Raw genomic sequence first — 24,256 nt, forward strand, 5'->3', positions numbered from 1 at the left:
GCTGATCACCGCGGGCAGCGGGCCGATGTAGAGGGCCCGCCGCGGGTCGGCGTCGCCGAGGACGTTCCGGGCCGCGACGTGCGCGGTGAGACAGAGGAACAGCGCCAACAGGACGGTCGTCCCGAGCCTGATGGACCTCGCCCCGGTCCTCGACCTGACGGTGCTCACCATCGAGGTCGCGGCCGCCGACGAGGCCGGGATCGTCGCCGAGGTAACGGGGATCCTGGCCGACCGCGGCGTCTCGATCCGGCAGGTGCTGAGCGAGGACCCCGAGTTCACCGACGACCCGAAGCTGTACGTGATCACCGACGCCGAGCTGTCGGGCGACCTGCTCGTGGAGATCCGCGACCTCGGGTACGTCCGCCGCGTCGGCTTCTGAGGACCCGACCGCCGGGTCGCCCCTGACCCCTCGACCAGTTTCACCGCGCGACGGAGCGGGCCGCTCCGACGAACGCTTTCGAGAGATAGCGAACCGCGACCGAGCGGTGACGCTCGGCGAACTTCACTTTCACTCGGGTGTAAACCAGTCTTTATACGGGATGGCAAACAAGCACTGTGTACATGCCTGAAGACGAACTCGAGGACCTCCCCGGCGTCGGCCCGGCAACCGCGGACAAGCTCGTGGACAACGGATTCGAGAGTTACCAGTCGATCGCCGTCGCGAGCCCCGGCGAGATGTCGAACACGGCCGACATCGGCGAGTCGTCCGCCGCCGACATCATCAACGCCGCCCGCGACGCCGCCGACGTCGGCGGCTTCGAGACCGGCGCGAGCGTGCTGGAGCGCCGCCAGGAGATCGGCAAGCTCTCCTGGCAGATCGACGAGGTGGACGACCTGCTCGGCGGCGGCATCGAGACGCAGTCGATCACGGAGGTGTACGGCGAGTTCGGGTCCGGGAAGTCGCAGGTCACCCATCAGATGGCGGTCAACGTCCAGCTAGAGCCGGAGAACGGCGGCCTCGACGGCGGCTGTATCTTCGTCGACTCCGAGGACACGTTCCGACCGGAGCGGATCGACGACATGGTCCGCGGGCTCGACGACGAGATCCTCGCCGACGAGATGGAGCGCCGCGAGATCGAGGGGGCGCCCTCGGACGAGGAGGCGCTCGAAGAGCTCGTCGAGGCGTTCCTCGACCAGATCCACGTCGCGAAGGCGTTCAACTCCAACCACCAGATCCTGCTCGCCGAGAAGGCGAAGGAGCTGGCCGGCGAACACGAGGAGACGGAATGGCCGATCCGGATCGTCTGCGTCGACTCGCTCACCGCGCACTTCCGCGCGGAGTACGTCGGTCGGGGCGAGCTTGCGGATCGCCAGCAGAAGCTCAACAAACACCTCCACGACCTGATGCGGATCGGCGACCTGTTCAACACCGCCATCCTCGTCACGAACCAGGTCGCGTCGAATCCCGACTCGTACTTCGGCGACCCGACGCAGGCGATCGGCGGCAACATCCTCGGACACGCCTCCACGTTCCGGATGTACCTCCGCAAGTCGAAGGGCGACAAGCGGATCGTCCGCCTCGTCGACGCGCCGAACCTCGCCGACGGCGAGGCCGTGATGCGCGTCCAGAACGAGGGTCTGAAGCCGGAATAACGGTATTTCCGGGACATCGGTCGGCGGAGAGGGCAGTCTGACACCGCCGAGATATCGATTCCGTCGAGGAACCGCGAGACGGGTTGACAAACGTCTACTTCTGCCGACGAGGCCGGAACGACCCGAATTCGGGACGGAGAGCCCGTGCGGCGCCCAAGCGCGGGACGGCGGCGCGGCAATACTCGCCAGAGGGGACCGCGCCCGCCCCGAGAGCGCCGCTCGGCGACGGGTCACGCCGAAATAGATAGCTGAGCTACACAACGACCGTCGAGTTCGAGCGCAACAATTGCGGCGGAACCGCGAGAAAAACGTCCTTATATTCCATAGCCACGTCCTTATATCGGACGACCGCCGTATTATCAACCGTGTTTTTTGTGAAACTCAACTCTAACGTTTATGTATAGGCGTTCCCGGGAATCGAAACGTGATTCAGCACATGAACACGAGCGAAGCACGGTTTGAATCGGACGAGCGTTCAGTAGAGGTGGATGAGTTGTGACGGGCGGCGTCCTCGCCACGATCGATCCGAGCACGTTCGCGTCCGCGATGAACGGGACGTGGATCCTCGTCGTGACGTTCCTCATCTTCTTCATGCACGCCGGCTTCGCCATGCTGGAGGCCGGGCAGGTGCGGTCGAAGAACGTCGCCAACCAGCTGACGAAGAACCTCCTGACGTGGAGCGTCGGGGTGGCGGTGTTCTTCCTCATCGGCACGGCGTTCACGAGCCTCGTGAACGGGTCGTCGGGGATCGCCTCCGCCGCGGGATCGCTGTACTCCGGCGGCGAACTCGCCGTCGAGTCGGGCGTGGTCGGTCCCTACGTCAACTGGCTCTACGGCGCGGTGTTCGCGATGACCGCAGCGACGATCGTCTCCGGGGCGGTCGCGGGTCGCGCGAAGCTCCGCGCGTACGTCACCTACACGTTCCTCCTGGCCGCGGTCATCTACCCGATGGTCATCGCCTTCACGTGGTCGGCCTCCGGTGACGGGCTCGTCGCACAGCTGACGGGCACCGCGTTCCACGACTTCGCCGGCGGCATGATCGTCCACGGCATGGGCGGCATCGCGGGCCTCACGGCCGCGGCCATCCTCGGGCCGCGGATGGACCGCTACGGGAAGGACGGCTCGACGAACGTCATCCCCGGTCACTCGCTGACGTTCGCCGTGCTGGGGACGCTCGTCCTCGCGTTCGGCTGGTACGGCTTCAACGTCGGCACGGCGTCAGTGGTCAGCGGCGGCGTGTTCAACACGCTGACGCTCAACCTCGTCGCGATGGGGACGACGATCGCGATGGCGTCCGGCGGGATCGGCGCCGCGCTCGTCGTCTGGGCGAAGACCGGGAAGGTCGACACCCTCTACGTCGCCAACGGCCTGCTCGCCGGGCTCGTCGGCATCACCGCAATCCCCGACACCACGGCATGGTGGGGCGCCGTCGTCGTCGGCGGGCTCGCCGGCGCGCAGCTCCCGATCGTCTTCGAGTTCGTCTCGGACAACCTGAAGATCGACGACGTCTGCGCGGTGTTCCCGGTTCACGGGAGTGCCGGCGTTCTCGGGACGCTCCTCTTCCCGTTCGTCGCCGCACCGGGTCAGCTCAGCGCGGGCATCGGCGCCCACTTCGTCGCTCAGCTCGTCGGCGTGGTCATCATCGGCGGCTGGACGATCACCGCAACCGGTGCGGTCTGGTACGTGCTCAAGCTCGCCGGCGAGGCGCGCGTCACCGCCGAGCACGAACAGGAGGGCCTCGACATCTCCGAACACGGCGTCGAGACCTACCCCGAGTTCGGCGGCGACCGCGTCGCGACCGACGGCGGCCCGTCGGTGATCGACACGACCGAGTCCGATGGGGAGTCTCCCCGGGCCGACGGCGGCGCGGCGGCCGGCACGGACATCAAGATGGTCACGGCGGTCGTCCGCCCCGACAAGCTCGGAGACATCAAGCAGGCGCTCGCGGAGATCAACGCCCCCTCGCTGACGGTGACGAACGTCTCCGGTCGCGGCAGCCAGCCCGCGAAGAAGGGCCAGTGGCGCGGCGAGGAGTTCACCGTCGATCTCCACCAGAAGGTGAAAGTCGAGGTCGTCGTGGCCGACATCCCGGCCGACGAGGTCGCGGACGCCATCGCCGACGCCGCGAAGACCGGCGAGGCCGGCGACGGCAAGGTGTTCATCATGCCGGTGGAGGACGCGCTCCAAGTCCGCACGGGTGCGACCGGAACGGAGGCGGTGTAGCGACGCTCCCGGCGGGCAGACACCGCGCACGGATCGACGGACGGACTTTTTTCGGGCGGGCGTGACGGCGGTTCGGCAACTACTTTCAGCCCGCCGACCCAACCGGTCGGTATGAACCACGAGCGCTCGCGCGAGTTGTACGACCGCGCGCTGTCGGTCATGCCGGGCGGCGTCAACTCCTCGGTCCGGGCGACGATGCCGCACCCCTTCTTCGTCGAGCGCGGCGACGGCGGCCACGTGATCGACGCCGACGGGAACCGCTACGTCGACTGGGTGATGGGGTACGGCCCCCTCCTCTACGGCCACGACCTGCCCGATCCGGTGGAGGCGGCGGTCCAGTCGCACGTCGCGGAGGGGCCGATGTACGGCGCGCCCACGGAGATCGAGGTCGAACACGCCGAGTTCGTGGCGCGGCACGTCCCGAGCGTCGAGTCGATCCGCTTCGTCAACTCCGGCACGGAGGCGACCGTCTCGGCAGTCCGACTGGCGCGCGGCCACACCGACCGCGACAAGATCGTCGTGATGCGGGGCGGCTACCACGGCGCGCAGGAGTCGACGCTCGTGGAAGGGTCGCCGGGCGACGCGCACCCGTCGACGGCGGGGATCCCGGAGGCGTTCGCCGAGCACACCCTCCCGATCCCGTTCAACGACCCGCAGGCGGCGAAGGAGGTGTTCGCGGAACACGGCGACGAGATCGCGGCCGTCCTCGTCGAGCCGATACTCGCCAACAAGGGGATCGTGATGCCCGTCGACGGCTACCACGAGACGCTGCGGGACCTCTGTGACGACCACGGCTCGCTACTGATCTTCGACGAGGTGATCACCGGGTTCCGGGTGGGCGGCCTCGGCTGCGCCCAGTCGAAGTTCGGCGTCACCCCCGACGTGACGACGTTCGGGAAGATTATCGGCGGCGGCTTCCCGGTCGGCGCGATCGGCGGGAAAGCGGAGATCATCGAGGGGTTCACGCCCGCTGGCGAGGTGTTCCAGTCCGGCACCTTCTCCGGGCACCCGGTGACGATGGCCGCCGGGAAGGCCGGGCTGGAGTACGCGGCCGAAAACGACGTGTACGAGCACGTCAACCGCCTCGGTCGGCAGCTCCGGGAGGGGATCGCCGAGATCTGCGCCGAGCGCGCGCCGGAGTACACCGTCGTCGGCACCGACTCGATGTTCAAGACGGTGTTCACCCGCGAGGCGCCGGACGACGTCGACGCCTGTTGCGCGGGCGGCTGTCGGCAGGACCCGGACTGCGCCCGGTACGACTCGTGCCCAAAGACGGGCGCCGACGTGGCCGACGCTGCGACCGACCGCTGGGAGCGGGTGTTCTGGCAGAAAATGAAAGACCGAGGCGTGTTCCTCACCGCGAACCAGTACGAGTGTCAGTTCACCTCCTACGCGCACACGGAGGAGGACGTCGAGACGACGCTCGAAGCGTACCGCGAGGCGCTGTAGACCGGGCGACCGGCGATCTCCGGGCCGTCCGGCAAACCTTGCGCGCGCCGGGCGGTGCGGAACAGTTTTATATCGGAGATCGGTACATACACGCGATGACCGCAGTGGCTCGTCTCGACGCCGCCCTTCTCCGAGGCCGACGAGCCCTGCGACCGCGACGAGACGTCCGACCGCCGCGACCGGCTTCCGGCGCGGCGCGACGACGAGGCCCTTCGGGCCAGTAATCTTCATCCCTCGTCGCGTTCGCGCCGTTCCGTTCCGGAGAGTCTCGACTATCGTCACCGCGAGCGGCCGCGCTGTCTTTTTCTTACAATCTTGAAACCGCTGAATTTAAGACCGTAGGCCGGGTGTACTCTGGTAATGACGAGCGTTGCACTCGCGTTCAGCGGGGGACTCGACACCACGGTCTGCGTACCGCTGCTGAAAGAGGAGTACGGCTACGACGAGGTCATCGGCGTGAACGTCGACGTCGGCCAGCCCACCGAGGAGTTCGACGAGGCCGAGGAGACCGCCGAGGCGCTGGGGCTCGACATCCACGTCGTCGACGCGAAGGATGAGTTCGCGGACCTCTGTTTCGACGCGGTGAAGTCCAACGCCAGCTATCAGGGCTACCCGCTCGGGACCGCCCTCGCGCGCCCGGTCATCGCCGAGGCGATCCTCGGCGTCGCCGAGGAGCAGGGCTGTGACGCCATCGCCCACGGCTGTACGGGGAAGGGGAACGACCAGCTCCGGTTCGAGGCCGTCTGGCGCGGCTCCGATCTTGAAGTGATCGCCCCCGTGCGCGAACTCGGCCTCACCCGCGAGTGGGAGATCGACTACGCCGCGGAGAAGGACCTGCCCGTCGAGGCCGGCGACGGCGGCGTCTGGTCCATCGACGAGAACATCTGGTCGCGCGCGGTCGAGGGCGGGAAGCTGGAGAACCCGAACTACGAGCCGCCGGAGGACATCTACGAGTGGACCGCCGAGCCGGAGGGCGAGACCACCATAGAGGTGACGTTCGAGGAGGGGATCCCCGTCGCCGTCGACGGCGAGGCGATGGACCCCGTGCCGCTCATCCAGCACCTCAACGAGCACGCCGGGGGGTACGGCGTCGGCCGCACCGACGTGATGGAGGACCGCATGCTCGGGCTGAAGGTGCGCGAGAACTACGAGCACCCGGCCGCGACGGTCCTGCTGACGGCCCACCAGGCACTCGAAGATCTCGTCCTGACGAAGAACGAGCGCTCGTTCAAGAAGGGGATCGAGCAGGAGTGGTCGGAGAAGGCGTACGAGGGGCTCGTGTTCGCGCCCGTCGTCGACGCGCTGAACGCCTTCGTCGACGAGACGCAGGACGTGGTGACCGGCACGGCGACCGTGAAGGTGTCCGGCGGCGACTGCCGCGTCGTCGCCCGCGACTCCGAGTACGCCGTCTACTCCGAGGAGATGGCCTCGTTCAACACCGAGGACGTCGCCGGCATCGCCCAGTCGGACGCGACGGGCGTCGCGAAGTACCACGGACTCCAGGAGCGCCTCGCCAACGACGTGAAGGCGAGCGTCTCGAAGCCCGAGCTCGCGACGGACGGGTCCGGCGAGACGGACGGGTCCGACGCGGACGATAACTAGATGACCGACGACGATCCCGACGCGAGCGACGCAGACGAGGCGGCCGGCGGTGACGACACCGCCGTCCGGCGCGAGCGCTTCAGCGGCGGACCTGCCCGCGAGTTCCTGTCGAGCCTCGCGGCCGACGCCACAATCTTCGAGGCGGACCTCGCCGTCGACCGGGCGCACACGGTGATGCTCGCCGAACAGGGGATCGTCGACGGCGGGGTCGCGGGCGAGATACTCGCCGCGCTCGACGAGGTGGAGGCCGCCGGCCACGGCGCGCTCCCGGACGGCGAGGACGTCCACGAGGCGATCGAGACCGCCGTCATCGACCGGGTCGGCCCGGACGGCGGCCGGATGCACACCGCCCGCTCGCGCAACGACGAGGTGGCGACGTGTATCCGGTACCGGCTGCGCGAGGACCTGCTCGACGCCGCCGAGGCGACCGTCGCCGCCCGGGAGGCGCTCGTCGAGGTCGCCGAGGAACACGCGGAGACGGTGATGCCGGGGTACACCCACCTCCAGCCGGCACAGCCGACGACGGTCGCGCACTACCTGCTGTCGTACGAGGGCGGGCTCGCGCGCGACACGGAGCGGCTCCTGGACGCGTACGACCGCGTCAACCGGTCGCCGCTCGGCGCGGCCGCGTTCGCCGGGACGCCGTTCGACGTCGACCGCGACCGGACCGCAGAGCTGCTCGGCTTCGACGGGACGGTCCGCAACTCGATGGACGCCGCCTCGGCGCGCGACTTCCTCGCGGAGACGGCGACGGCGCTCGCGACGCTCGCGACGACGCTATCGGGGCTCGCCGAGGACCTGATCGTTTTCTCGAACAAGGGGGTCCTCGAGCTGGCGGACGCGTACGCCTCGACCTCGTCGATCATGCCCCAGAAGAAGAACCCCGACACGCTGGAGCTGGCCCGCGGCGTCGCGGGCGACGCGATCGGGGAGGCGACCGGTACGTTGAGCCTCCTGAAGGGGCTGCCGCGGGCGTACAACCGCGACCTCCAGCGCGCCCACGCGAGCGTCTTCGATATCGCCGGCGACGTGCGCGAAGCGACCGAGATCGCTGCGGGCGCGGTCGCGACCGCCGAGTGGGACGCGGACGCGCTCGCGGCCGCTGCGGGCGAGGGGTTCTCGACGGCCACGGGGGTCGCCGACCTGCTCGCGATGGCGGGCCTCCCGTTCCGGACCGCCCACGAGATCGTCGCGAGCGCCGCCCCCGCGGTCGGAGACGGCGACGACCCAGCGACCGCCGCCGCAAAAGTTGACGAGGCCGCACAGGCGGTACTGGGCGAGTCCCTCTTCGAGCGCGTGTCCCGCGACGAGGTGGAACGCGTCCTCGATCCGGCCGCGAGCGTCGCGAGCCGCGACTCCGCGGGCGGCCCCGCGCCGGAGGCGGTCGCGGCGGACCTGACGGCCGCGACCGCAGGGATCGACGCGGACGCGACGGCGCTCGACGACCGCCGCGAGGCGCTGGCGGCGGCGGCCGAGGCGCTCGACGCGGAGGTGGCGACGTATGAGTGATCGTGGGACCGACCGCGGTGGTCGCCGCGGGCGGACACTGAACCGGCCGCCGCCGCCGAACCGACCGCCGCAGCCGGACCGACTGCGACGACCGCCGCGACCGGGGGTCGACCGACGACCCCCGGTCGCGAACTCGTCTCCGCGAGGGGACGAACAAGTAACTAGGATCTGATAGTCCGGTTCGTCCGGGCGCTTTCGGCCGCTCTCGAACCGATAGCCGGTGCTTTGGCTGGTGTATATTTTTTGGTAAGTTCGGAAGATTTATGGTATCGAGTCACCCAGAGTGGAGTACGATGACAAGCGACACTGACACGCTGACCGCGGAGGACCCGATCGCGGGCGAGGAAATCGAGATCCCGGCCGACGTGGAGGTCGGCGAGATCATCGACAGTCCGGTCACGGGGACCGAGCTGGAGGTCATCTCGCTCGACCCGGTCGTCTTGGAGGAGGCGCCAGAGCTCGAGGAGGACTGGGGCGAGTAGATGGCGACGACCGCCGCGGCCGCGACACCCGAGTGGTCGACATGCGCGTGAACACCGACCCGAACGGAGGGGAATCGACGTGCGCGTAGGCGTCCTCTACTCGCGGATCCGGAAAGACGAGAAGCTCCTGCTCGGCGAGCTCCGCGAGCGGGGCCACGACGTGGCGAAGATCGACGTGCGCAAGGAGCGGTTCGGCCTGGACTCGACGACGGCCGCCGTCGACGACCTCGACCTCGTGGTCGACCGCTGCCTGTCGACGAGCCGGTCGCTGTACGCGACGCGGTTCCTCGACAGCTACGGCGTCCCCGTGGTGAACGGCCCGGAGACGGGCGACGTCTGCGCCGACAAGGCGAAGAACTCGCTCGCGCTCGCCGAGGCGGACGTGCCGACCCCGGCGACGGAGGTCGCGTTCACGACGGAGGCCGCCCTAGAGGCGATCGAGTCGTTCGGCTACCCGTGCGTCCTCAAGCCCGTGACCGGCTCGTGGGGGCGGCTGATGGCGAAGATCGACTCGCGGAACGCCGCCGAAGCGATCTTGGAACACAAGGAGACGCTCGGCCACTACGAGCACAAGGTGTTCTACGTCCAGGAGTTCGTCGACAAGCCCGGCCGCGATATCCGCGTGCTGGCGGTCGACGGCGAGCCGGTCGCGGCGATGACGCGCTCCTCGGACCACTGGCTCACGAACGCCGCGAAGGGCGGCGAGACGGAGCCGTTCGAGCTCGACGAACGCGCGACCGAACTCGTCGAGAAGGCCTCGGAGGCCGTCGGCGGCGGTATGCTCGGCGTCGACCTGATGGAGGTGGGAGTCGAGGCGGAATCGGACACCGCCGAGACCGGCGTCGGCGCAGACGGCGACGGCGCGGCCGACGACTATACCGTCCACGAGGTGAACCACACCGTCGAGTTCAAGGCGCTCGACGCGGCCACCGACATCGATGTCCCGGCGCGGGTCGTCGACTGGCTGGAGGCGAAGGCGACCGAGCTGGCCGACGGAGCCGTCGCGGGGGCCGACGCGTGACCGTAGACGCCGAGGACAGCGGCGCGGCCACCGACGCCTACACCGCCAGCGTCGTCGGCGGCACCGGGTTCACCGGCGGCGAGCTGCTGCGGCTCCTCGCCGGCCATCCGAACTTCGAGGTCGTCCAGGCGACCTCGCGGTCGGCCGACAACATGACCGTCGGGCGCTCGCACCCGAACCTGCGCGGGCTCGACCTTCGCTTCTCGGACCCCGAAGACCTCGAATCGGTCGACGTGCTGTTCGCGGCGACGCCGCACGGCGTCTCGATGGAACGCATCGACGAGTTCACCGAGGCCGCCGACACCGTGGTCGACCTCTCGGCGGACTTCCGGCTCCCCGAGGCCGACGCCTACGACGAGTGGTACGACGGGCACGAGTCGCCGGAGTACTTGGAGCGCGCGGAGTACGCGCTCCCGGAGATCAACCGCGGGAACCTCCCCGGCGCCGACCTGATCGCCGGCGGGGGCTGTAACGCGACCGCGACGATCCTCGGGCTGAAGCCCCTCGTCGACGCCGGCGCGCTCGGTCCCGAGAGCGGCGAGGTCGTCGTCGACGTGAAGGTCGGCTCTTCGGAGGGCGGCGCGGGCGGCGGCGCGGCCTCCTCGCACCCGGAGCGCTCGGGCGTCGTGCGCCCGTACGCCCCGACCGGCCACCGCCACGAGGCGGAGATAGAGGCGTACATCGGGCTCTCCGTCTCCTTCACGGTCCACGCGGTCGACATTGTCCGCGGCGCGAGCGCGACGTGTCACGTCTTCCCCGACGAGCCGGTCTCGAAGGGGGACCTCTGGGGCGCGTACCGCGACGCCTACGCGGACGAACCGTTCGAGCGGATCGTCTCGGGCGGGGGCGGCGTCTACCGCTACCCCGAGCCGAAGGCGGTCGCCGGGACGAACCACGGCGAGGTCGGCTTCGAGCTCGACCCCGGCAACCGCCGTGTGGTCGTCTTCTCGGCGATCGACAACATGATGAAAGGCTCCGCCGGGCAGGCGGTCCACGCGGCGAACGTCGCCCTCGGACTGCCCGAGACGACGGGCCTCGAGTTCGACGGGCTCCACCCGGTGGGTGCGCCGTGACGGGGAGTGGTTCCGAACCGGCGGCCGAGCCGCCCGTCGTCGTCAAGGTCGGCGGCGCGAAGGCGGTCGACCCGGCCGGCGCGGTCGGCGACGTCGCGCACCTCGCGGCCAACGGGCGCCCCGTCGTCGTCGTCCACGGCGGCTCGACGGTCGTCGACGAGACGCTCGAACGGCTCGGCATCGAGCCCGACTACGTCGAGTCCGCCTCGGGCGTCACCGGGCGGTTCACCGACGCGGAGACGATGGAGGCGTTCGCGATGGCGATGGCCGGCAAGCTCAACACCGAACTGACGGCACAGTTCCGCTCGGCCGGAGTCGACGCGGTCGGCCTCTCCGGGGTCGACGGCGGCCTCCTCGCCGGGCCGCGTAAGTCCGCGGTCCGCGTCGTCGAAGACGGGAAGCGGAAGATCCGGCGCGGCGACCACTCCGGGCGGATCGAGTCGGTGAACGCCGACCTCCTCGCCGACCTCCTCGACGGCGGCTACACGCCGGTCGTCTCGCCGCCGATTGCGGGCGACGAGGGCGACGGCGAGGTGACGGCGGTCAACGCCGACGCCGACCGCGCGGCCGCGGCGGTCGCGGGCGCGCTCGACGCCGACCTCGTCCTCCTGACCGACGTGGCGGGCGTGTACGCCGACCCGGACGACCCCGAGGCGCGAATCGACGCGGCCGCGACGCCCGACGAGTTGGCGGCCGTCGAAGACGCGGCCGAGGGGTTCATGGGCAAGAAGGTGATAGCCGCGAGAGAGGCGCTCGAAGGCGGAGCGGGCCGCGTCGTGATCGCGGACGCCAACGTCCGCGACCCGGTCGTCGCCGCGCTCGGCGGCGAGGGGACGACAATCGAGCGGGCGGCGCTCGGCGGCGACGGAACAGCGGGGGGAGACGACGAGGCGGCGGACGGCCAAACCGGAGAGGCGGACGGCGACAGCGGACCCGCCGAGCCCGACGGAGGTGAGACCGCGTGAGCGGCTTCGTCTTCTCGGAGAAGCCGATCGGGATCGCCTCGGGAGATGGGGTACACCTCACCGACACGAACGGCACGGAGTACCTCGACTTCGGGGCCAGCTACGCCTGTACGCCGGTCGGCCACTGCCACCCGGAGGTCGTCGACGCCGCGACGAGCCAACTGGAGGAGCTGCTGTACGTCCAGGCGTCGTACCCGCACGCGGCGCGGACGGCGCTGTACGAGCGGTTGGCCGAGGTCGCGCCCGTCGACGTCGACAACGTCTGGCTCTGTAACTCCGGGACGGAGGCGAACGAGGCCGCGCTGAAGTTCGCCCGGCACGCGACGGGCCGCGAGAAGATAATCGCGACCACGCAAGGGTTCCACGGCCGGACGATGGGGACCCTCGCGACGACGTGGAAGGACAAGTACAAGGACGGGTTCGGCCCGCTCGCGGGCGGCGTCGAGTTCGTCGAGTACGGCGACGCCGAGGCGATGCGCGAGGCGGTCGACGAGGACACCGCCGCGGTCATCTTGGAGCCGCTCCAGGGCGAGGGCGGGATCAACCCCGTCCCGACCGAGTACCTTCAGGCTGTCCGCGTCGCGACCGCCACCTCCGGCGCGGCGATGATCCTCGACGAGATCCAGACCGGGCTCGGGCGCACCGGAGACATGTGGGCCGCCGACCGCCACGACGTGGTACCGGACATCCTCACGACCGCGAAGGGGCTCGGCAGCGGGCTCCCGATCGGCGCGACGCTGTGTCGCGACTGGATCGCCGAGGACTCGGGCGATCACGGCTCGACGTTCTCCGGCGGGCCCGTGGTGTCGGCTGCGGCGGGCGCCACCCTCGACGTGATCGAGCGCGAGGACCTCCCGGCCCACGCCGAGGCGGTCGGGAACTACCTCCGCAGCGAGCTCCGCGACCGCCTCGGCGACGACGTGCGCGACGTGCGCGGCGACGGGCTGATGGTCGGGATCGAGGTGCGCCGCGGGTCGAACCGCCTGCTGCGCGACCTCGCCATCGACCACCAGATCCTCGCGCTGCCGGCGGGGCGGACCGTGCTGCGCCTGCTGCCGCCGCTGACGATCGAGCGCGAGCACGCCGACGCCGTCGTCGACGCGATAGCCGAGGTGGTCGGCTGATGGCGGCCGGCAAGGAACAGGATCGGGAGGGCGGCGAGGCGGCCGACGACGCCGCGGCCGGCGGCACCGACGTCGTCGCCGGCGGCGGCTACCCCGCGGCCTGCGACACGCCCGCCCGGAAGCTGCTGTACGACATGGTCTCGATCCCCTCGCCGTCGCGCAACGAGGAGCGGGCGGCCGAGCGCCTCGTCGACTTCTTCGAGGCGAACGGCCGGGAGGCGTGGATCGACGAGGTCGGCAACGTCCGCGCCCCGGCGAACGACGCCGTGCTCCTCACCTCGCACGTCGACACCGTCCCCGGCGACATCCCTGTCGAGGTGCGGCCCGCGCCGTCCGAGGGCGAGCTGCCGGAGCCCTCCGACGTCCGCGTCGGCGACCCCGGCGACCCCGTGTTGTGGGGTCGCGGGTCGGTCGACGCGACCGGACCGCTCGTCTCGATGGCGGTCGCCGCGGTGAAGACCGGCGTCTCCTTCGCGGGCGTCGTCCGCGAGGAGGTCGACTCCGGCGGCGCGCGCCACCTCATCGGCGACCGCGACGCGCCGGAGGCGGTGGTCAACGGCGAGCCGTCGGGCTGGCAGGGGATCACGCTCGGCTACCGCGGCCTGCTCGAGGGGACGTACGTGAACACCAGCGAGTCGGGCCACTCCTCGCGGCCGGAGCCGAACGCGATCCAGCACGCGATCGACTGGTGGCACGGCGTCGAGGAGGCGTTCACGCCGGACGACGCGGAGACCGCCGTGTTCGACCAGGTGACGACCAAGCCCATCTCGGTCGACGGCGGCCTGAGCGACGACGGCCTCGCCGTGGAGGCGACAGTGGACGTCCAGCTGCGGATCCCGCCGTCGCGGCCGGTCGACGAGATCCACGAGCTCGCGGAGGCGGAGCTGTCGACCGGCACCGTCCGCTGGGGCGAGCCGATGCCGCCCGTGATGGAGAGTCCGCGGACCGACCTCGCGCGGGCGTTCCGCGTCGCGATCCGGTCCGCGGGCGGCGACGTGCGCCTGCTCCGGAAGACCGGCACGAGCGACATGAACCTCTTCGCGGCCGCGTGGGACTGCCCGATGGTCACCTACGGGCCCGGGAACTCCGACCTCGACCACGCGCCCGACGAGCGGCTCCCGCTACCCGACCTCGACCGCGCCGTGCGCGTGCTGACCGAGGTCTGCCGCGAGCGACTGTAACCCGACGCACCTCTCCGAAACCGACTGTTTTCGAACGACACCACCACCCGACACCACACCAACGATGCCCCTCGCAACCGACGACTTCCTCGACATCGACGACGTGACGCCCGCCGAACTGGACGCCCTGCTCGACCGCGCCGCCGCGATGAAGGCGGGCGAGACCGACCCTCGACTCGGGGACGCGACGCTGGGGATGATCTTCGAGAAACCCTCGACGCGCACCCGGGTCTCCTTCGAGACGGGCATGACTCGACTCGGCGGCCACGCGATGTTCCTCGGCCCCGACGACATCCAGCTCGGCCACGGCGAGCCGCTGAAGGACACGGCGCGGGTCCTCGGCCGGTACGTCGACGGCGTGATGGCCCGGCTGTTCGACCACGAGGACGTGGAGACCCTCGCCGAGTACGCCGACTGTCCCGTGATCAACGGGCTCACCGACGAGGCGCACCCCTGTCAGACGCTCGCCGACCTCCTCACGATCCGGGAGACGGTCGGCGAGGACGCCACGGTCGCGTGGGTCGGCGACGGCAACAACGTCGGGCAGTCGTTCGTCGTCGGCGCGGCGATGGCCGGCGTCGACGTGGAGGTGGCCACGCCCGCCGACTACGGGATGGACCCCGACGTGTTCGACCGCGCCGCCGAGTTCGGCGCGGACGTGGCGCCGACGGCTGATCCGGCGACCGCTATCGAGGGCGCCGACGTCGTTTACACCGATGTCTGGATCTCGATGGGGCAGGAGGACGAGCGCGAGGAGAAGCTCGCCGCCTTCGACGGGTTCCAGGTGAACGCCGACCTGCTCGCGGACACCGGCGCGAAGGTGATGCACTGCCTGCCCGCGCACCGCGGCGAGGAGATCACGGACGGCGTGCTCGAATCCGACCGGGCTTTGGTCTGGGACCAAGCGGAGAACCGGATGCACGCGCAGAACGCGTTGCTCGTCGAGCTGCTCGGCGAGTCGTGAGGGCGCCGCTGGCGGGGCCGAACCGGAACTGCCGCGGCCTCACCGGCGGTACGGCGGCTCGCGGTCGTCCATGAGGAAGACGCTGTCTTGGTTCGGGTCGAAGTACACCTCCAGCGCGCGGAGGGCGCCCACGTACGCCGCGACCGCGGCGAACACGAACGAGATAGCTGCCGGAACGACGAGGCCGAGGACCATACCGAGTCGATCCTGCCGCGGCGGACTAATGCGTGTCGGCGGAGCGGAGCCGCGTGTCGGCGGAGCGGCGGCGCGTGCCGACGAGCGCCCGCGGGGCGCGAGTCGCACGCGCGAGGGACGCGGTGAGCGACGGGCGACCGAAGGGAGCCCGGAGTGAACCGCGAGGCTGGGGCGGTGTGAGGTGCGGCGCCGTGTGGTCGGGGCGGGACTCGAAGGGGCAGTCGCCGGCGGCGAAGCCGCCGGCTGCCCGTGGCGCGTAGCGCCACGCTGCCGCGAGGCCGAAGCACGCCGCAGTAAGCACCGCAACGAGGGAGCGTCAGCGACCGAGTGAGGCGCGCAACAGGGCGCGCGAGTCTCGCGGCTAGGGCTTCGGAGGTGTCGTCGGCGATCAGCAGGAGTCTGCGTAGAGCCGGGCGGCTGGGGATTGGGAGGCGGTCGCCGTAGAACCGCAGTTCACGAACGGCCGAGCGTCTGAGGCGCTGACGGTGCCTGCTGTCGATCCGCAATCAGTGGTAGAAACAGCACCGACCGGATCTAGTTCCCGGTCCAGCGCAGTATCGCGAGCGTCCCCTCGAAGAGGGCGATCATCGTGAGCGTCACGATGATCGGCGCCATCCCGGTCGGATCGGGGCTGAACAGGAACGCGATCCCGAGGAACGACCCCCAGAAGATCAGCCGCTTCGCCTCCAGCCACTGCCGGGTGACGAGGTTCATCATGATCGCGAGCATGATGAAAAGCGGGATCTGGAAGACGATCGCCATGAACGCGAGCATGATGACGATCAGGTTGAACGTCTCCGCGAGCCCGAAAGCGATCGTCGCGGCGTCGGAGGTGTAGGTGGTGAAATACGAGAAGATCGCGGGCAACACGAGGAAGTGCGCGAACGCGATCCCGACACCGCCTAAGATTAGGCTCGTCGGGACCGCCGCGAGGTAGTAGCGGCGCTCCGTCTCGTAGAGTCCCGGGCGCATGAACCGGTACGTCTCGTAGACGAACGCCGGGAGCCCGACCACGACGCCCGCGAGACCGGCCACCTTCAGGCGGGTGAGCGGGAGTTCGAGCGGGCCGTACAGCCGCGGGCGGTTCTCCAGCGGCGCCGGGATGTGGTAGCTCCAGAAGTAGTTGATCAGCTCCGTCGACTCGGTGACGACGACGAGCGTCGCCAGCCCGCCGATGAGGAAGACGACCGCGAGCCGGCGCATCATCTCCTCGATGTGCGCGGCCAGCGGCATCTCCTCGTCCGTCTCCGGCCCTTCGATACCCTCGAACGGCTCGTCCTCGACGGCCGTGGCGGCGTCGGCGGTCGGTGCGTCCGCGGTCGTCGCCGGCGTGCCGCCGTCGCCGAGGCTCTGGGCGTCGTCCGTCGCCGGGAGGCCGTCAGTCGACGGGTCGGCGGCGTCCGCGGAGCCGGTGGCCGCGGAGGCGGTCGAGTCGGCGTCAGCGGAGGCGGTCGAGTCGGCGTCGACCGCGGCGGGGTCCACCTCGGGTCCGACCTCTGCTTCGACCTCGGACTCGACGCTCTCGCCGCCCTCTCCGGCGGCGTCGCTCTCGGGTTCGCCCTCGTCGGTCGACCCGTCAGCGGCGGCCGAGTCGTCGTCGCGCGGCCGGTCCGAGTCGTCCATTCAGTTGCCCTACGCGACCGGGCGGTTATCAACCTTTTCGGATGGCTGCGTCGCGCGGGGGCGAAACCGGGTCTCGCGGCGGCGACGGAGCGACCGAAGCGGCGGCCTGGCCGGGCTCGGCGGGCTCGTAACTGCTCAACGGCCCCGCGACGGCTCGGCGGCCGGAGCGCCCGCGGTCGAAAAGGTTGATAACGGCGACGACCGTCGCCTTCCGTATGGCGAGCGCCCTCGACGAAGACACCCAGCAGTCGATCGCGGAGGGCCGCGAGACGGCGAAGGCGTTCCTTCGATCGATCCAGAAGGATCTCCAGAAGGTGTTCGTCGTCTTCCTCATCGGCTTCCTCGCGACGTTCTGGGCGCTCCGAACGTACATCTGGGACCGGCTGCGGGAGGTGACCGAGTCCAACATGAGCGCTGCCGTCGCCGAGGAGGCGGACATCATCGCGACGACCCCGTTCGAAGTGATCCTCCTCCAGGCGAAGATCGGGTTGATCGTGGGCGCGATCGCCGCGATCCCGCCGCTGATCTACGTCACCCGCGACGAACTCCGCGCTCGCGGTATGTGGCCGCAGTCGCCGATCGCCCGCTGGAAGCTCGCGCTCCTCGGACTGCTCGCCGCGGGGCTGTTCTCCGCCGGCGTCGCCTACGGCGTCTTCGCCTTCTTCCCGCTGATGTTCGGCTTTCTCGCGGAGTTCGGGCTGGAGGCCGACATCCAGCCCACCTACGGGATCGTGATGTGGACTGAGTTCATCGTCTTCCTCTCCCTCTCGTTCGGCCTCGCCGGACAGATGCCGATGGTCATCACCGGGCTGTCGTACGCCGAGATCGTCCCGTACGAGACGTTCCGCGACAAGTGGCGCTACGCGGTCGTCGCCATCTTCGTGTTCGGCGCCGTCTTCTCGCCGCCGGACCCGTTCACCCAGCTACTGTGGGCGTTCCCGCTGGTCGCGCTGTACGGCTTCAGCCTCTACCTCGCGAAGCTCGTCGTCACGGCGAAACGGAGCTCCGACCGGATCGACGTGCTCGGCGCCGTGCGGAACCACTGGAACGTCGTCGGGGGCGCGACCGTCCTCGGTGGCGCGCTCGTGTACGGCTTCTACGAGTACGGCGGTCGAACCGCGGTCAACGACCTGCTCCGGCTCGCGGGGAGCACGCGGCGGTTCCTCGAACCGGGCGCCGGGCTCGGCGTCGACCCGACGACCGCGCTCGGCGTCTACGCGGCCGCGTGGGCGATCGCGTTCGCGGCCGTCGCGACGCTGTGGGCGGTGTACACCGACCTCGACACCGCGAGCGCGGGCTACCGGTACGGCGACCCGACCGCCATCGACGTGGGCGAACTCGACGCCGCGGGCGTGCGGGCGGCCCCCGCGGACGCGTTCGCCGAGATGGGCGAAGAGGAGTCGCTCGCGCTCGCGCAATCCGCGATCGACGACGACGACCCGGAGAAGGCGCAGGCGATCCTCGACCGCTTCGACGAGGCGAACGAGGGGAGCGACGGCGACGCGGACGGCGACGGCGGCGCGGACGACGCCGGCGAGGACGGGCTCGTCGGGAACGTCCAGAACCGGACCTCGCGGGCGAGTTCGACGTTCCTCGCGGAGCTCACCGACGGCAACGAGGAGGAGGCCGAAGACGACATCGGCGGCTACTACACGGACCTCAAGTTCATCTTCGACTCGCTGCGCACGCGGTCGTTCCGGATCGTCGCGGTGTTCGGCGCCGTGATGGCGGCCGCGTTCACGTGGCTGTACCTCGGCGGGCTCGGAACGGTCCGGGGCGACCTCGAACGGCGCGTGCCCGCGGAGGTCGAGGGCGGGATCAACATCATCACGCTCCACCCGGTCGAGGCGCTCATCTTCATGGTGAAGTTCTCGGTGATGCTCGGGATCTTCGCCGCGTTCCCCGTGGCCCTCTACTACGCGTGGCCCGCGCTCCGCGAGCGCGGCTTCGTCGCCGGGCGGCTCTATCAGGTGTACCTGTGGGCGGGCGCGCTCGGCGCCGGGATGATCGGCGGCTTCGCGCTCGGGTACGCGTACATCGCCCCCGGGATCATCGGCTGGCTCGTCACCGACGCGCGCCTCGCGGACATGGTCATCACCTACCAGGTGAGCGACTTCCTCTGGCTCGTCATCTACACGACCATCGGGATCGGCTTCCTCGCGGACATCCCCATCGCGATGGTCCTGCTGAACAACGCCGGCGTCCCGTACCGCGTGTTCCGCGCCCGCTGGCGCGAGGTGACGATCGGGATCCTGCTCGTCGCGGCCGTGTTCACCCCCGCCGACGTGATCACGATGTTCCTCGCGACGATCCCGTTGATGTTGGCGTACGGCGTCGGCGTCGGCGTCCTCTTCCTCGTCACCTTCGGGGGGCGGCGGGACCTCTCTCCGCCCGCGGAGTTCGTCGGGGAGTGAGTCCCCGCGCTCGGCGCGGCCGACGGCGAGAACGGGCGCTGCCGGTCCCCGCGACCGACGACTATTCCCGCGCGCGCCCGCAACGGACGAAGTGAAATGAGCAAGGACTACATCGAGGTCCGCGGCGCCGAGGAACACAACCTCAAGGACCTCGACGTCCGGATCCCGCGGGAGGAGTTCACCGTCGTCACCGGGCTCTCTGGCTCGGGGAAGTCGTCGCTCGCGTTCGACACCGTCTACGCAGAGGGACAGCGCCGCTACATCGAGTCGCTGTCGGCGTACGCGCGCAACTTCCTCGGACAGATGGACAAACCGCAGGTGGAGTCCGTCGAGGGGCTCTCGCCGGCGATCTCGATCGACCAGAAGAACGCGGCGAACAACCCACGGTCGACGGTGGGGACCGTCACCGAACTCCACGACTACCTCCGGCTGCTGTACGCCCGGATCGGCACCCAGTACGACCCCGTCACGGGCGAGGAGGTCGGCGAGCAGTCCGCCCAGGACATGGTGAAGCAGATCCTCGACCTGCCCGAGGGCACGCGGGCGAAGATCGCCGCCCCGGTCGTCCGCGACCAGAAGGGCGCCTTCGAGGACTTATTCGAGGAGCTGGTGAGCGACGGGTACAGCCGCGTCGAGATCGACGGCGAGCCCGTCGATCTCACCCTCGACGACCCCGACCTCGACGAGAACTACGACCACACGATCGACGTGATCGTCGACCGCGTTCGGGTGGCCCCGGACGCGCGTTCGCGGATCACCGACTCGGTCGAGACCGCCCTCAAGGAGGCGGGCGGCGTCCTCAAGCTGATCGTCCCCGACCCGCCCGAGGACGTTCCCTTCGCGTCGAACGCGCGCTCGACGGGATCGCTCGCGGCCGACGCCGACGGCGACGACCGCCTCGTCGTCGAGTTCTCCGAGGAGCTGGGCAACCCCAACTCCGACGTACAGTTCTCCGCGATCGAGACGCGCTCGTTCTCCTTCAACAGTCCGTACGGCGCCTGCCCGGAGTGCGAGGGGATCGGCTCGACGAAGGAGGTCGACGAGGACCTCGTCGTCGAGGACCCCTCGAAGCCGCTGAAGCACGTGTTCGAGCCGTGGAGCTACGACCGCACCTACTACTCGCGCCAACTCGACAACGTCGCGGAGCACTTCGGCGTCGACCTCGACACGCCCTTCGAGGAGCTCGACGAGTCGATCCGGCGGCAGTTCCTCTACGGCACCGACGGGATGGTCCATTTCGAGTGGACGACGAAGAACGGCACGCGCGAGAAGACGGAGCGCTTCGAGGGCGTCATTCCCAACTTGGAGCGCCGCCACGTCGAGACCGACTCCGAGCGCGCCCGCGACCACATCGAGGAGTACATGGCCGTGACCACCTGTCCCGAGTGCGAGGGCACCCGACTGAAGGAGCAGTCGCGGCACGTCCTCGTCGCCGGCACGTCGATCACCGAGGTGAACGAGCTGTCGATCGCCGACGCCCGCGAGCACTTCGAGGGAATGGAGGCGGAGCTGAACGAGCGCGAGACGACGATCGCCGAGGAGATTTTAAAAGAGATCCGCGCGCGGCTCGGCTTCATGGAGGAGGTCGGGCTGGAGTACCTCACGCTCGACCGCGAGGCGTCGACGCTGTCCGGCGGCGAGAGCCAGCGCATCCGGCTCGCGACGCAGGTCGGCTCCGGGCTGGTGGGCGTCCTCTACGTCCTCGACGAGCCCTCCATCGGCCTCCACCAGCGCGACAACGACCGTCTGCTCGACACGCTCGAAGGGCTCCGCGACCTCGGCAACACGCTGCTCGTCGTCGAACACGACGAGGAGACGATGCGGCGCGCCGACGAGATCATCGACATGGGCCCCGGCCCCGGCAAGCGCGGCGGCGAGGTCGTCGCGCAGGGCGACTTCGACGAGGTGGTCGGGACCGACGAGTCGGTGACCGCCGACTACCTCGCGGGCCGGAAGTCGATCCCGGTGCCCGACGAGCGGCGCGAGCCAGACGGCGAACTCGTGGTGACGGGCGCGCGCCAGCACAACCTGAAGGACCTCGACGTGCCGATCCCGCTCGGCACGTTGACGACCGTCACCGGCGTCTCCGGCTCGGGGAAGTCGACGCTCGTCAACGACATCCTCTACAAGGGGCTGGCGCGAGAGATGAACGACAACACCTCGGTCGATCCCGGCGCACACGACGCGATCGAGGGGCTCGACGGGGTCGAGACGGTGCGGCTCATCGACCAGTCGCCGATCGGGCGGACGCCGCGGTCGAACCCCGCGACGTACACGGACGTGTTCGACCACGTCCGAGAGCTGTTCGCGGAGACGAAGCTCTCGAAGCGCCGCGGCTACGAGAAGGGCCGCTTCTCGTTCAACGTGAAAGGCGGCCGCTGTGAGGAGTGCGGCGGGCAGGGGACCGTCAAGATCGAGATGAACTTCCTCTCGGACGTGTACGTCCCCTGCGAGGAGTGCGGCGGCGCCCGCTACAACGACGAGACGCTCGACGTGGAGTACAAGGGGAAGACCATCGCCGACGTGCTCGACATGAGCGTCGCGGAGGCGTACGACTTCTTCGAGAGCCACCGCGGGCTCGAACGCCGCCTGAAACTGCTGAAGGACGTGGGGCTCGGCTACATGGAGCTGGGCCAGCCCTCCACCACCCTCTCGGGCGGCGAGGCGCAGCGCGTCAAGCTCGCCGAGGAGCTCGGCAAGCGCGCGACCGGCGACACGCTCTACCTGCTCGATGAGCCGACGACGGGTCTCCACAAGGAGGACGAGCGCAAGCTGATCGACGTGCTCCACCGCCTCGTCGACGCCGGCAACACCGTGGTCGTCATCGAACACGAGCTCGACCTCGTGAAGAACGCCGACCACGTGATCGACCTCGGCCCCGAGGGCGGCGACGGCGGCGGCGAACTCGTCGCGAGCGGTACCCCCGAGGAGATCGCTCGGGAAGACGCCTCGCACACCGGGCGCTACCTCCGCGACATGCTGCCCGACGTGGACCTCGACGGCCCCCGCGACGACCGTCGGAAGCCCGCGGTCGCGGACGACGACTGAGCGGCGTCTGTGGCGGCTTTCGGGGCGAAATTGGGAAAAGAACTTTTGCTCGACATCGCTTGACACACGGTCATGGAACGACGGTCGTTCCTCTCCGTTGGCGGCGCAGCGGTCCTCGCGCTCGCGGCCGGGCGCTCCTCCACCGCCGAAGGCGCCGGCGGTCCCGCGGCGGCGGTCGAGGCGTACTACCGGCGGGCGAGCGCGAGCGAAGACGCAGAGGCGTTCGCGGCGGACGTTCCGGCGCTCGCGCACCCCGTCTCCCCGCTCTCGACGCTCGCCGAGGACGTGCCGATGGCGTTCGACACCACGGTGAGACAGGAGCTCGCCGACGCCGCGGTCGTCGAGGAGAACGTCTCGGCCGACCGGATCCGCTCGATATCCGGATTTCTGTCGGCCTCGCTCACCGACGAGGAGCTGGAGTCGATCGCCGCGGAGAACGCGGTCGTCTCGGCGACCGTCGTCGGTGGCGACGGGGGCGAGTTCGAGCGTCGGTGGCTCGTCGCGACCGACGACGGCGAGTGGGGCGTCGTGTGGCCCGGCGAACCGGAGGGACCGGTGACAGTCGTCAGGGAGTACTACCGGCGGGCGGGCGAGGCCGAGAGCGCGGCGGCGTTCGCCGACGACGTCCGGGAGCTCTCGCACCCCGCGTCGCCGCTGGGCGAGGTGGCGGCGGACGTGCCGGGCCTCTTCGACGGCGCGCGGCGTCAGGGGCTCGTCGAGGCCGCCGTCGTCGCCGAGGACGTGGACGCCGAGCGCGTCCGGAGCGTCTCGGACTTCTTCGCCGGGGCCGCGGACGACGAGACGATCGAGACCGTCGCCGCGGAAAACGCGGTCGTCTCGGTGACAGTCACCGACGGCGACAGCGACGAGTTCGAACTGGAGTGGCTCGTCGCGACCGCGGACGGCGAGTGGCGGCTCGTCTGGCTCTGAGGGTGCGATCGTAACCGGGACGACGCGGCGCCGAGACCGTCGCGTTACCCCGCCGTCGGCCGACGGCCGGGCGATCCGACGGCTCTCGCAACGACGAGGAGCGCGATCAGGTCGACGGTGAGCGCCGCGATGGAACCGAAGCGGAACAGGATCAAGAGACCCAGTACCGCCACGGCGAGCCCGACGGCCGCGCGACGGGCGCGGTCACGGTCGGGGAGCAAGCGGGACACCTGAGCGCCGACGCCGACCTGCGCCGCGAAGAGGAGGACGCCGAACGGGGACACGGCTGGCATACGGCCCGATTCCGACCGAGCCTGTATGAATATGTCGGCGGGGCGACGAACGCCCGGACGGGGCGTGGGTCGGGGCGACCGCCTCGCGGCGGTGTCGGAGCGGCCGAGGCGACCCCCGCGACCTACACCTTGATGCCGCGGCGCGCCGTCGCCCCGGTCATGCGAGAGATCACGACGGACGACGTCCCGGAAGCGCTCGGCCCGTACTCGCAGGCGATCGTCTCGGGCGACACGGTCCACGTCTCCGGGAAGACGGGCGTGGACCCCGACACGGGGGAGGCGCCCGACTCGGTCGGCGAACAGACGACGCAGACGCTCGAAAACGTCGCCGCGATTCTGGAGGCGGCCGGGACGACCCCGGACGCGATCGTGTCGGCGACCGTCTACCTCACCGACATGGACGACTACGACGCGGGGAACGAGGCGTACCGGTCGTTCCTCTCGGAGCCGTACCCGGCGCGGACCTGCGTCGAGGTGTCTCGGCTCCCCGCGCCGCTCGACGTCGAGATCACGGTCACGGCGGAGCTCGACGGCGGCGACTGAGTTCTCGGGGCGGGAGGAGACCCG

General features: G+C 70.0%; 19 protein-coding genes and 1 pseudogene. 17 read left to right on the plus strand and 3 right to left on the minus strand.

Translation table 11 applies throughout. The annotated features are described in order from the left end of the window. Positions 1-115: 115 nt before the first annotated feature. The 13 genes and pseudogenes from B9G49_RS08135 to argF all read left to right on the plus strand — a co-directional run. Positions 116-379 (plus strand): annotated as a pseudogene (locus B9G49_RS08135) (ACT domain-containing protein); the annotation flags it as partial. A gap of 182 nt (positions 380-561) precedes the next feature. Further along, the gene (radA, locus tag B9G49_RS08140; protein WP_086216036.1) at positions 562-1,593 is read left to right on the plus strand and encodes a DNA repair and recombination protein RadA; all 1,032 of its coding nucleotides are present in this window, start codon (positions 562-564) and stop codon (positions 1,591-1,593) included. Between the two features lie 495 nt (positions 1,594-2,088). Beyond that, entirely contained in the window at positions 2,089-3,816 is a 1,728-nt protein-coding gene (locus B9G49_RS08145) for an ammonium transporter (protein ID WP_176454938.1), read from the plus strand. 111 nt (positions 3,817-3,927) lie between these two features. Beyond that, complete coding sequence (locus tag B9G49_RS08150; RefSeq protein WP_086216037.1) at positions 3,928-5,265, plus strand: glutamate-1-semialdehyde 2,1-aminomutase; 1,338 nt, start codon at positions 3,928-3,930, stop codon at positions 5,263-5,265. Between the two features lie 360 nt (positions 5,266-5,625). Next, positions 5,626-6,867, plus strand: a complete 1,242-nt coding sequence (locus tag B9G49_RS08155; protein WP_049932119.1) for an argininosuccinate synthase — start codon at positions 5,626-5,628, stop codon at positions 6,865-6,867. Next, positions 6,868-8,376, plus strand: coding sequence for an argininosuccinate lyase (gene argH / locus B9G49_RS08160; protein WP_086216038.1), 1,509 nt, complete (start codon positions 6,868-6,870; stop codon positions 8,374-8,376). It abuts the gene before it with no gap. 293 nt (positions 8,377-8,669) lie between these two features. Then, entirely contained in the window at positions 8,670-8,858 is a 189-nt protein-coding gene (lysW, locus tag B9G49_RS08165) for a lysine biosynthesis protein LysW (RefSeq protein ID WP_049932116.1), read from the plus strand. A gap of 79 nt (positions 8,859-8,937) precedes the next feature. Beyond that, a complete protein-coding gene (gene lysX / locus B9G49_RS08170; RefSeq protein ID WP_086216039.1) occupies positions 8,938-9,879 on the plus strand; it encodes a lysine biosynthesis protein LysX in 942 nt (313 codons plus the stop codon). Continuing rightward, positions 9,876-10,952, plus strand: a complete 1,077-nt coding sequence (gene argC / locus B9G49_RS08175; protein ID WP_086216040.1) for an N-acetyl-gamma-glutamyl-phosphate reductase — start codon at positions 9,876-9,878, stop codon at positions 10,950-10,952. The genes lysX and argC overlap by 4 nt, the downstream gene beginning before the upstream one ends. Next, entirely contained in the window at positions 10,949-11,917 is a 969-nt protein-coding gene (locus B9G49_RS08180) for an acetylglutamate/acetylaminoadipate kinase (protein WP_086216041.1), read from the plus strand. Before argC ends, B9G49_RS08180 begins: the two co-directional genes overlap by 4 nt. Beyond that, positions 11,914-13,041: an aspartate aminotransferase family protein gene (locus tag B9G49_RS08185; protein WP_049932109.1), complete on the plus strand. Its 1,128-nt coding sequence runs from the start codon at positions 11,914-11,916 to the stop codon at positions 13,039-13,041. Before B9G49_RS08180 ends, B9G49_RS08185 begins: the two co-directional genes overlap by 4 nt. Further along, complete coding sequence (locus tag B9G49_RS08190; protein ID WP_086216042.1) at positions 13,041-14,222, plus strand: [LysW]-lysine hydrolase; 1,182 nt, start codon at positions 13,041-13,043, stop codon at positions 14,220-14,222. The genes B9G49_RS08185 and B9G49_RS08190 overlap by 1 nt, the downstream gene beginning before the upstream one ends. 64 nt (positions 14,223-14,286) lie before the next feature. After that, positions 14,287-15,186: an ornithine carbamoyltransferase gene (argF, locus tag B9G49_RS08195; RefSeq protein WP_086216043.1), complete on the plus strand. Its 900-nt coding sequence runs from the start codon at positions 14,287-14,289 to the stop codon at positions 15,184-15,186. Positions 15,187-15,225: 39 nt separating this feature from the next. Here the strand turns inward: argF and B9G49_RS16740 are convergent, their stop codons facing one another. Further along, complete coding sequence (locus B9G49_RS16740; RefSeq protein WP_167373085.1) at positions 15,226-15,381, minus strand: hypothetical protein; 156 nt, start codon at positions 15,379-15,381, stop codon at positions 15,226-15,228. 534 nt (positions 15,382-15,915) lie between these two features. Next, positions 15,916-17,004 (minus strand): twin-arginine translocase subunit TatC, encoded by a 1,089-nt coding sequence (locus tag B9G49_RS08200; RefSeq protein ID WP_086216044.1) that lies wholly within the window; start codon positions 17,002-17,004, stop codon positions 15,916-15,918. 215 nt (positions 17,005-17,219) lie between these two features. On the opposite strand from B9G49_RS08200, the gene B9G49_RS08205 reads away from it, so the two are divergent. From B9G49_RS08205 to B9G49_RS08215, 3 genes are all read left to right on the plus strand, one after another. Continuing rightward, a complete protein-coding gene (locus B9G49_RS08205) occupies positions 17,220-19,418 on the plus strand; it encodes a twin-arginine translocase subunit TatC (protein ID WP_086216045.1) in 2,199 nt (732 codons plus the stop codon). Between the two features lie 96 nt (positions 19,419-19,514). Further along, the gene (gene uvrA / locus B9G49_RS08210; RefSeq protein WP_086216046.1) at positions 19,515-22,466 is read left to right on the plus strand and encodes an excinuclease ABC subunit UvrA; all 2,952 of its coding nucleotides are present in this window, start codon (positions 19,515-19,517) and stop codon (positions 22,464-22,466) included. Between the two features lie 72 nt (positions 22,467-22,538). Beyond that, positions 22,539-23,396, plus strand: a complete 858-nt coding sequence (locus B9G49_RS08215; protein ID WP_086216047.1) for a hypothetical protein — start codon at positions 22,539-22,541, stop codon at positions 23,394-23,396. A 44-nt stretch (positions 23,397-23,440) separates the two neighbouring features. On the opposite strand, the gene B9G49_RS08220 is transcribed toward B9G49_RS08215, so the two are convergent. Next, on the minus strand, positions 23,441-23,689 hold the full coding sequence (locus tag B9G49_RS08220; RefSeq protein ID WP_049932095.1) for a hypothetical protein: 249 nt from the start codon (positions 23,687-23,689) through the stop codon (positions 23,441-23,443). A gap of 159 nt (positions 23,690-23,848) precedes the next feature. On the opposite strand from B9G49_RS08220, the gene B9G49_RS08225 reads away from it, so the two are divergent. Further along, the gene (locus B9G49_RS08225) at positions 23,849-24,232 is read left to right on the plus strand and encodes a RidA family protein (RefSeq protein WP_086216048.1); all 384 of its coding nucleotides are present in this window, start codon (positions 23,849-23,851) and stop codon (positions 24,230-24,232) included. The last annotated feature ends 24 nt before the right edge of the window (positions 24,233-24,256 follow it).

This window comes from Halorubrum sp. SD683 (assembly GCF_002135045.1).
GTDB lineage: Archaea > Halobacteriota > Halobacteria > Halobacteriales > Haloferacaceae > Halorubrum > Halorubrum ezzemoulense.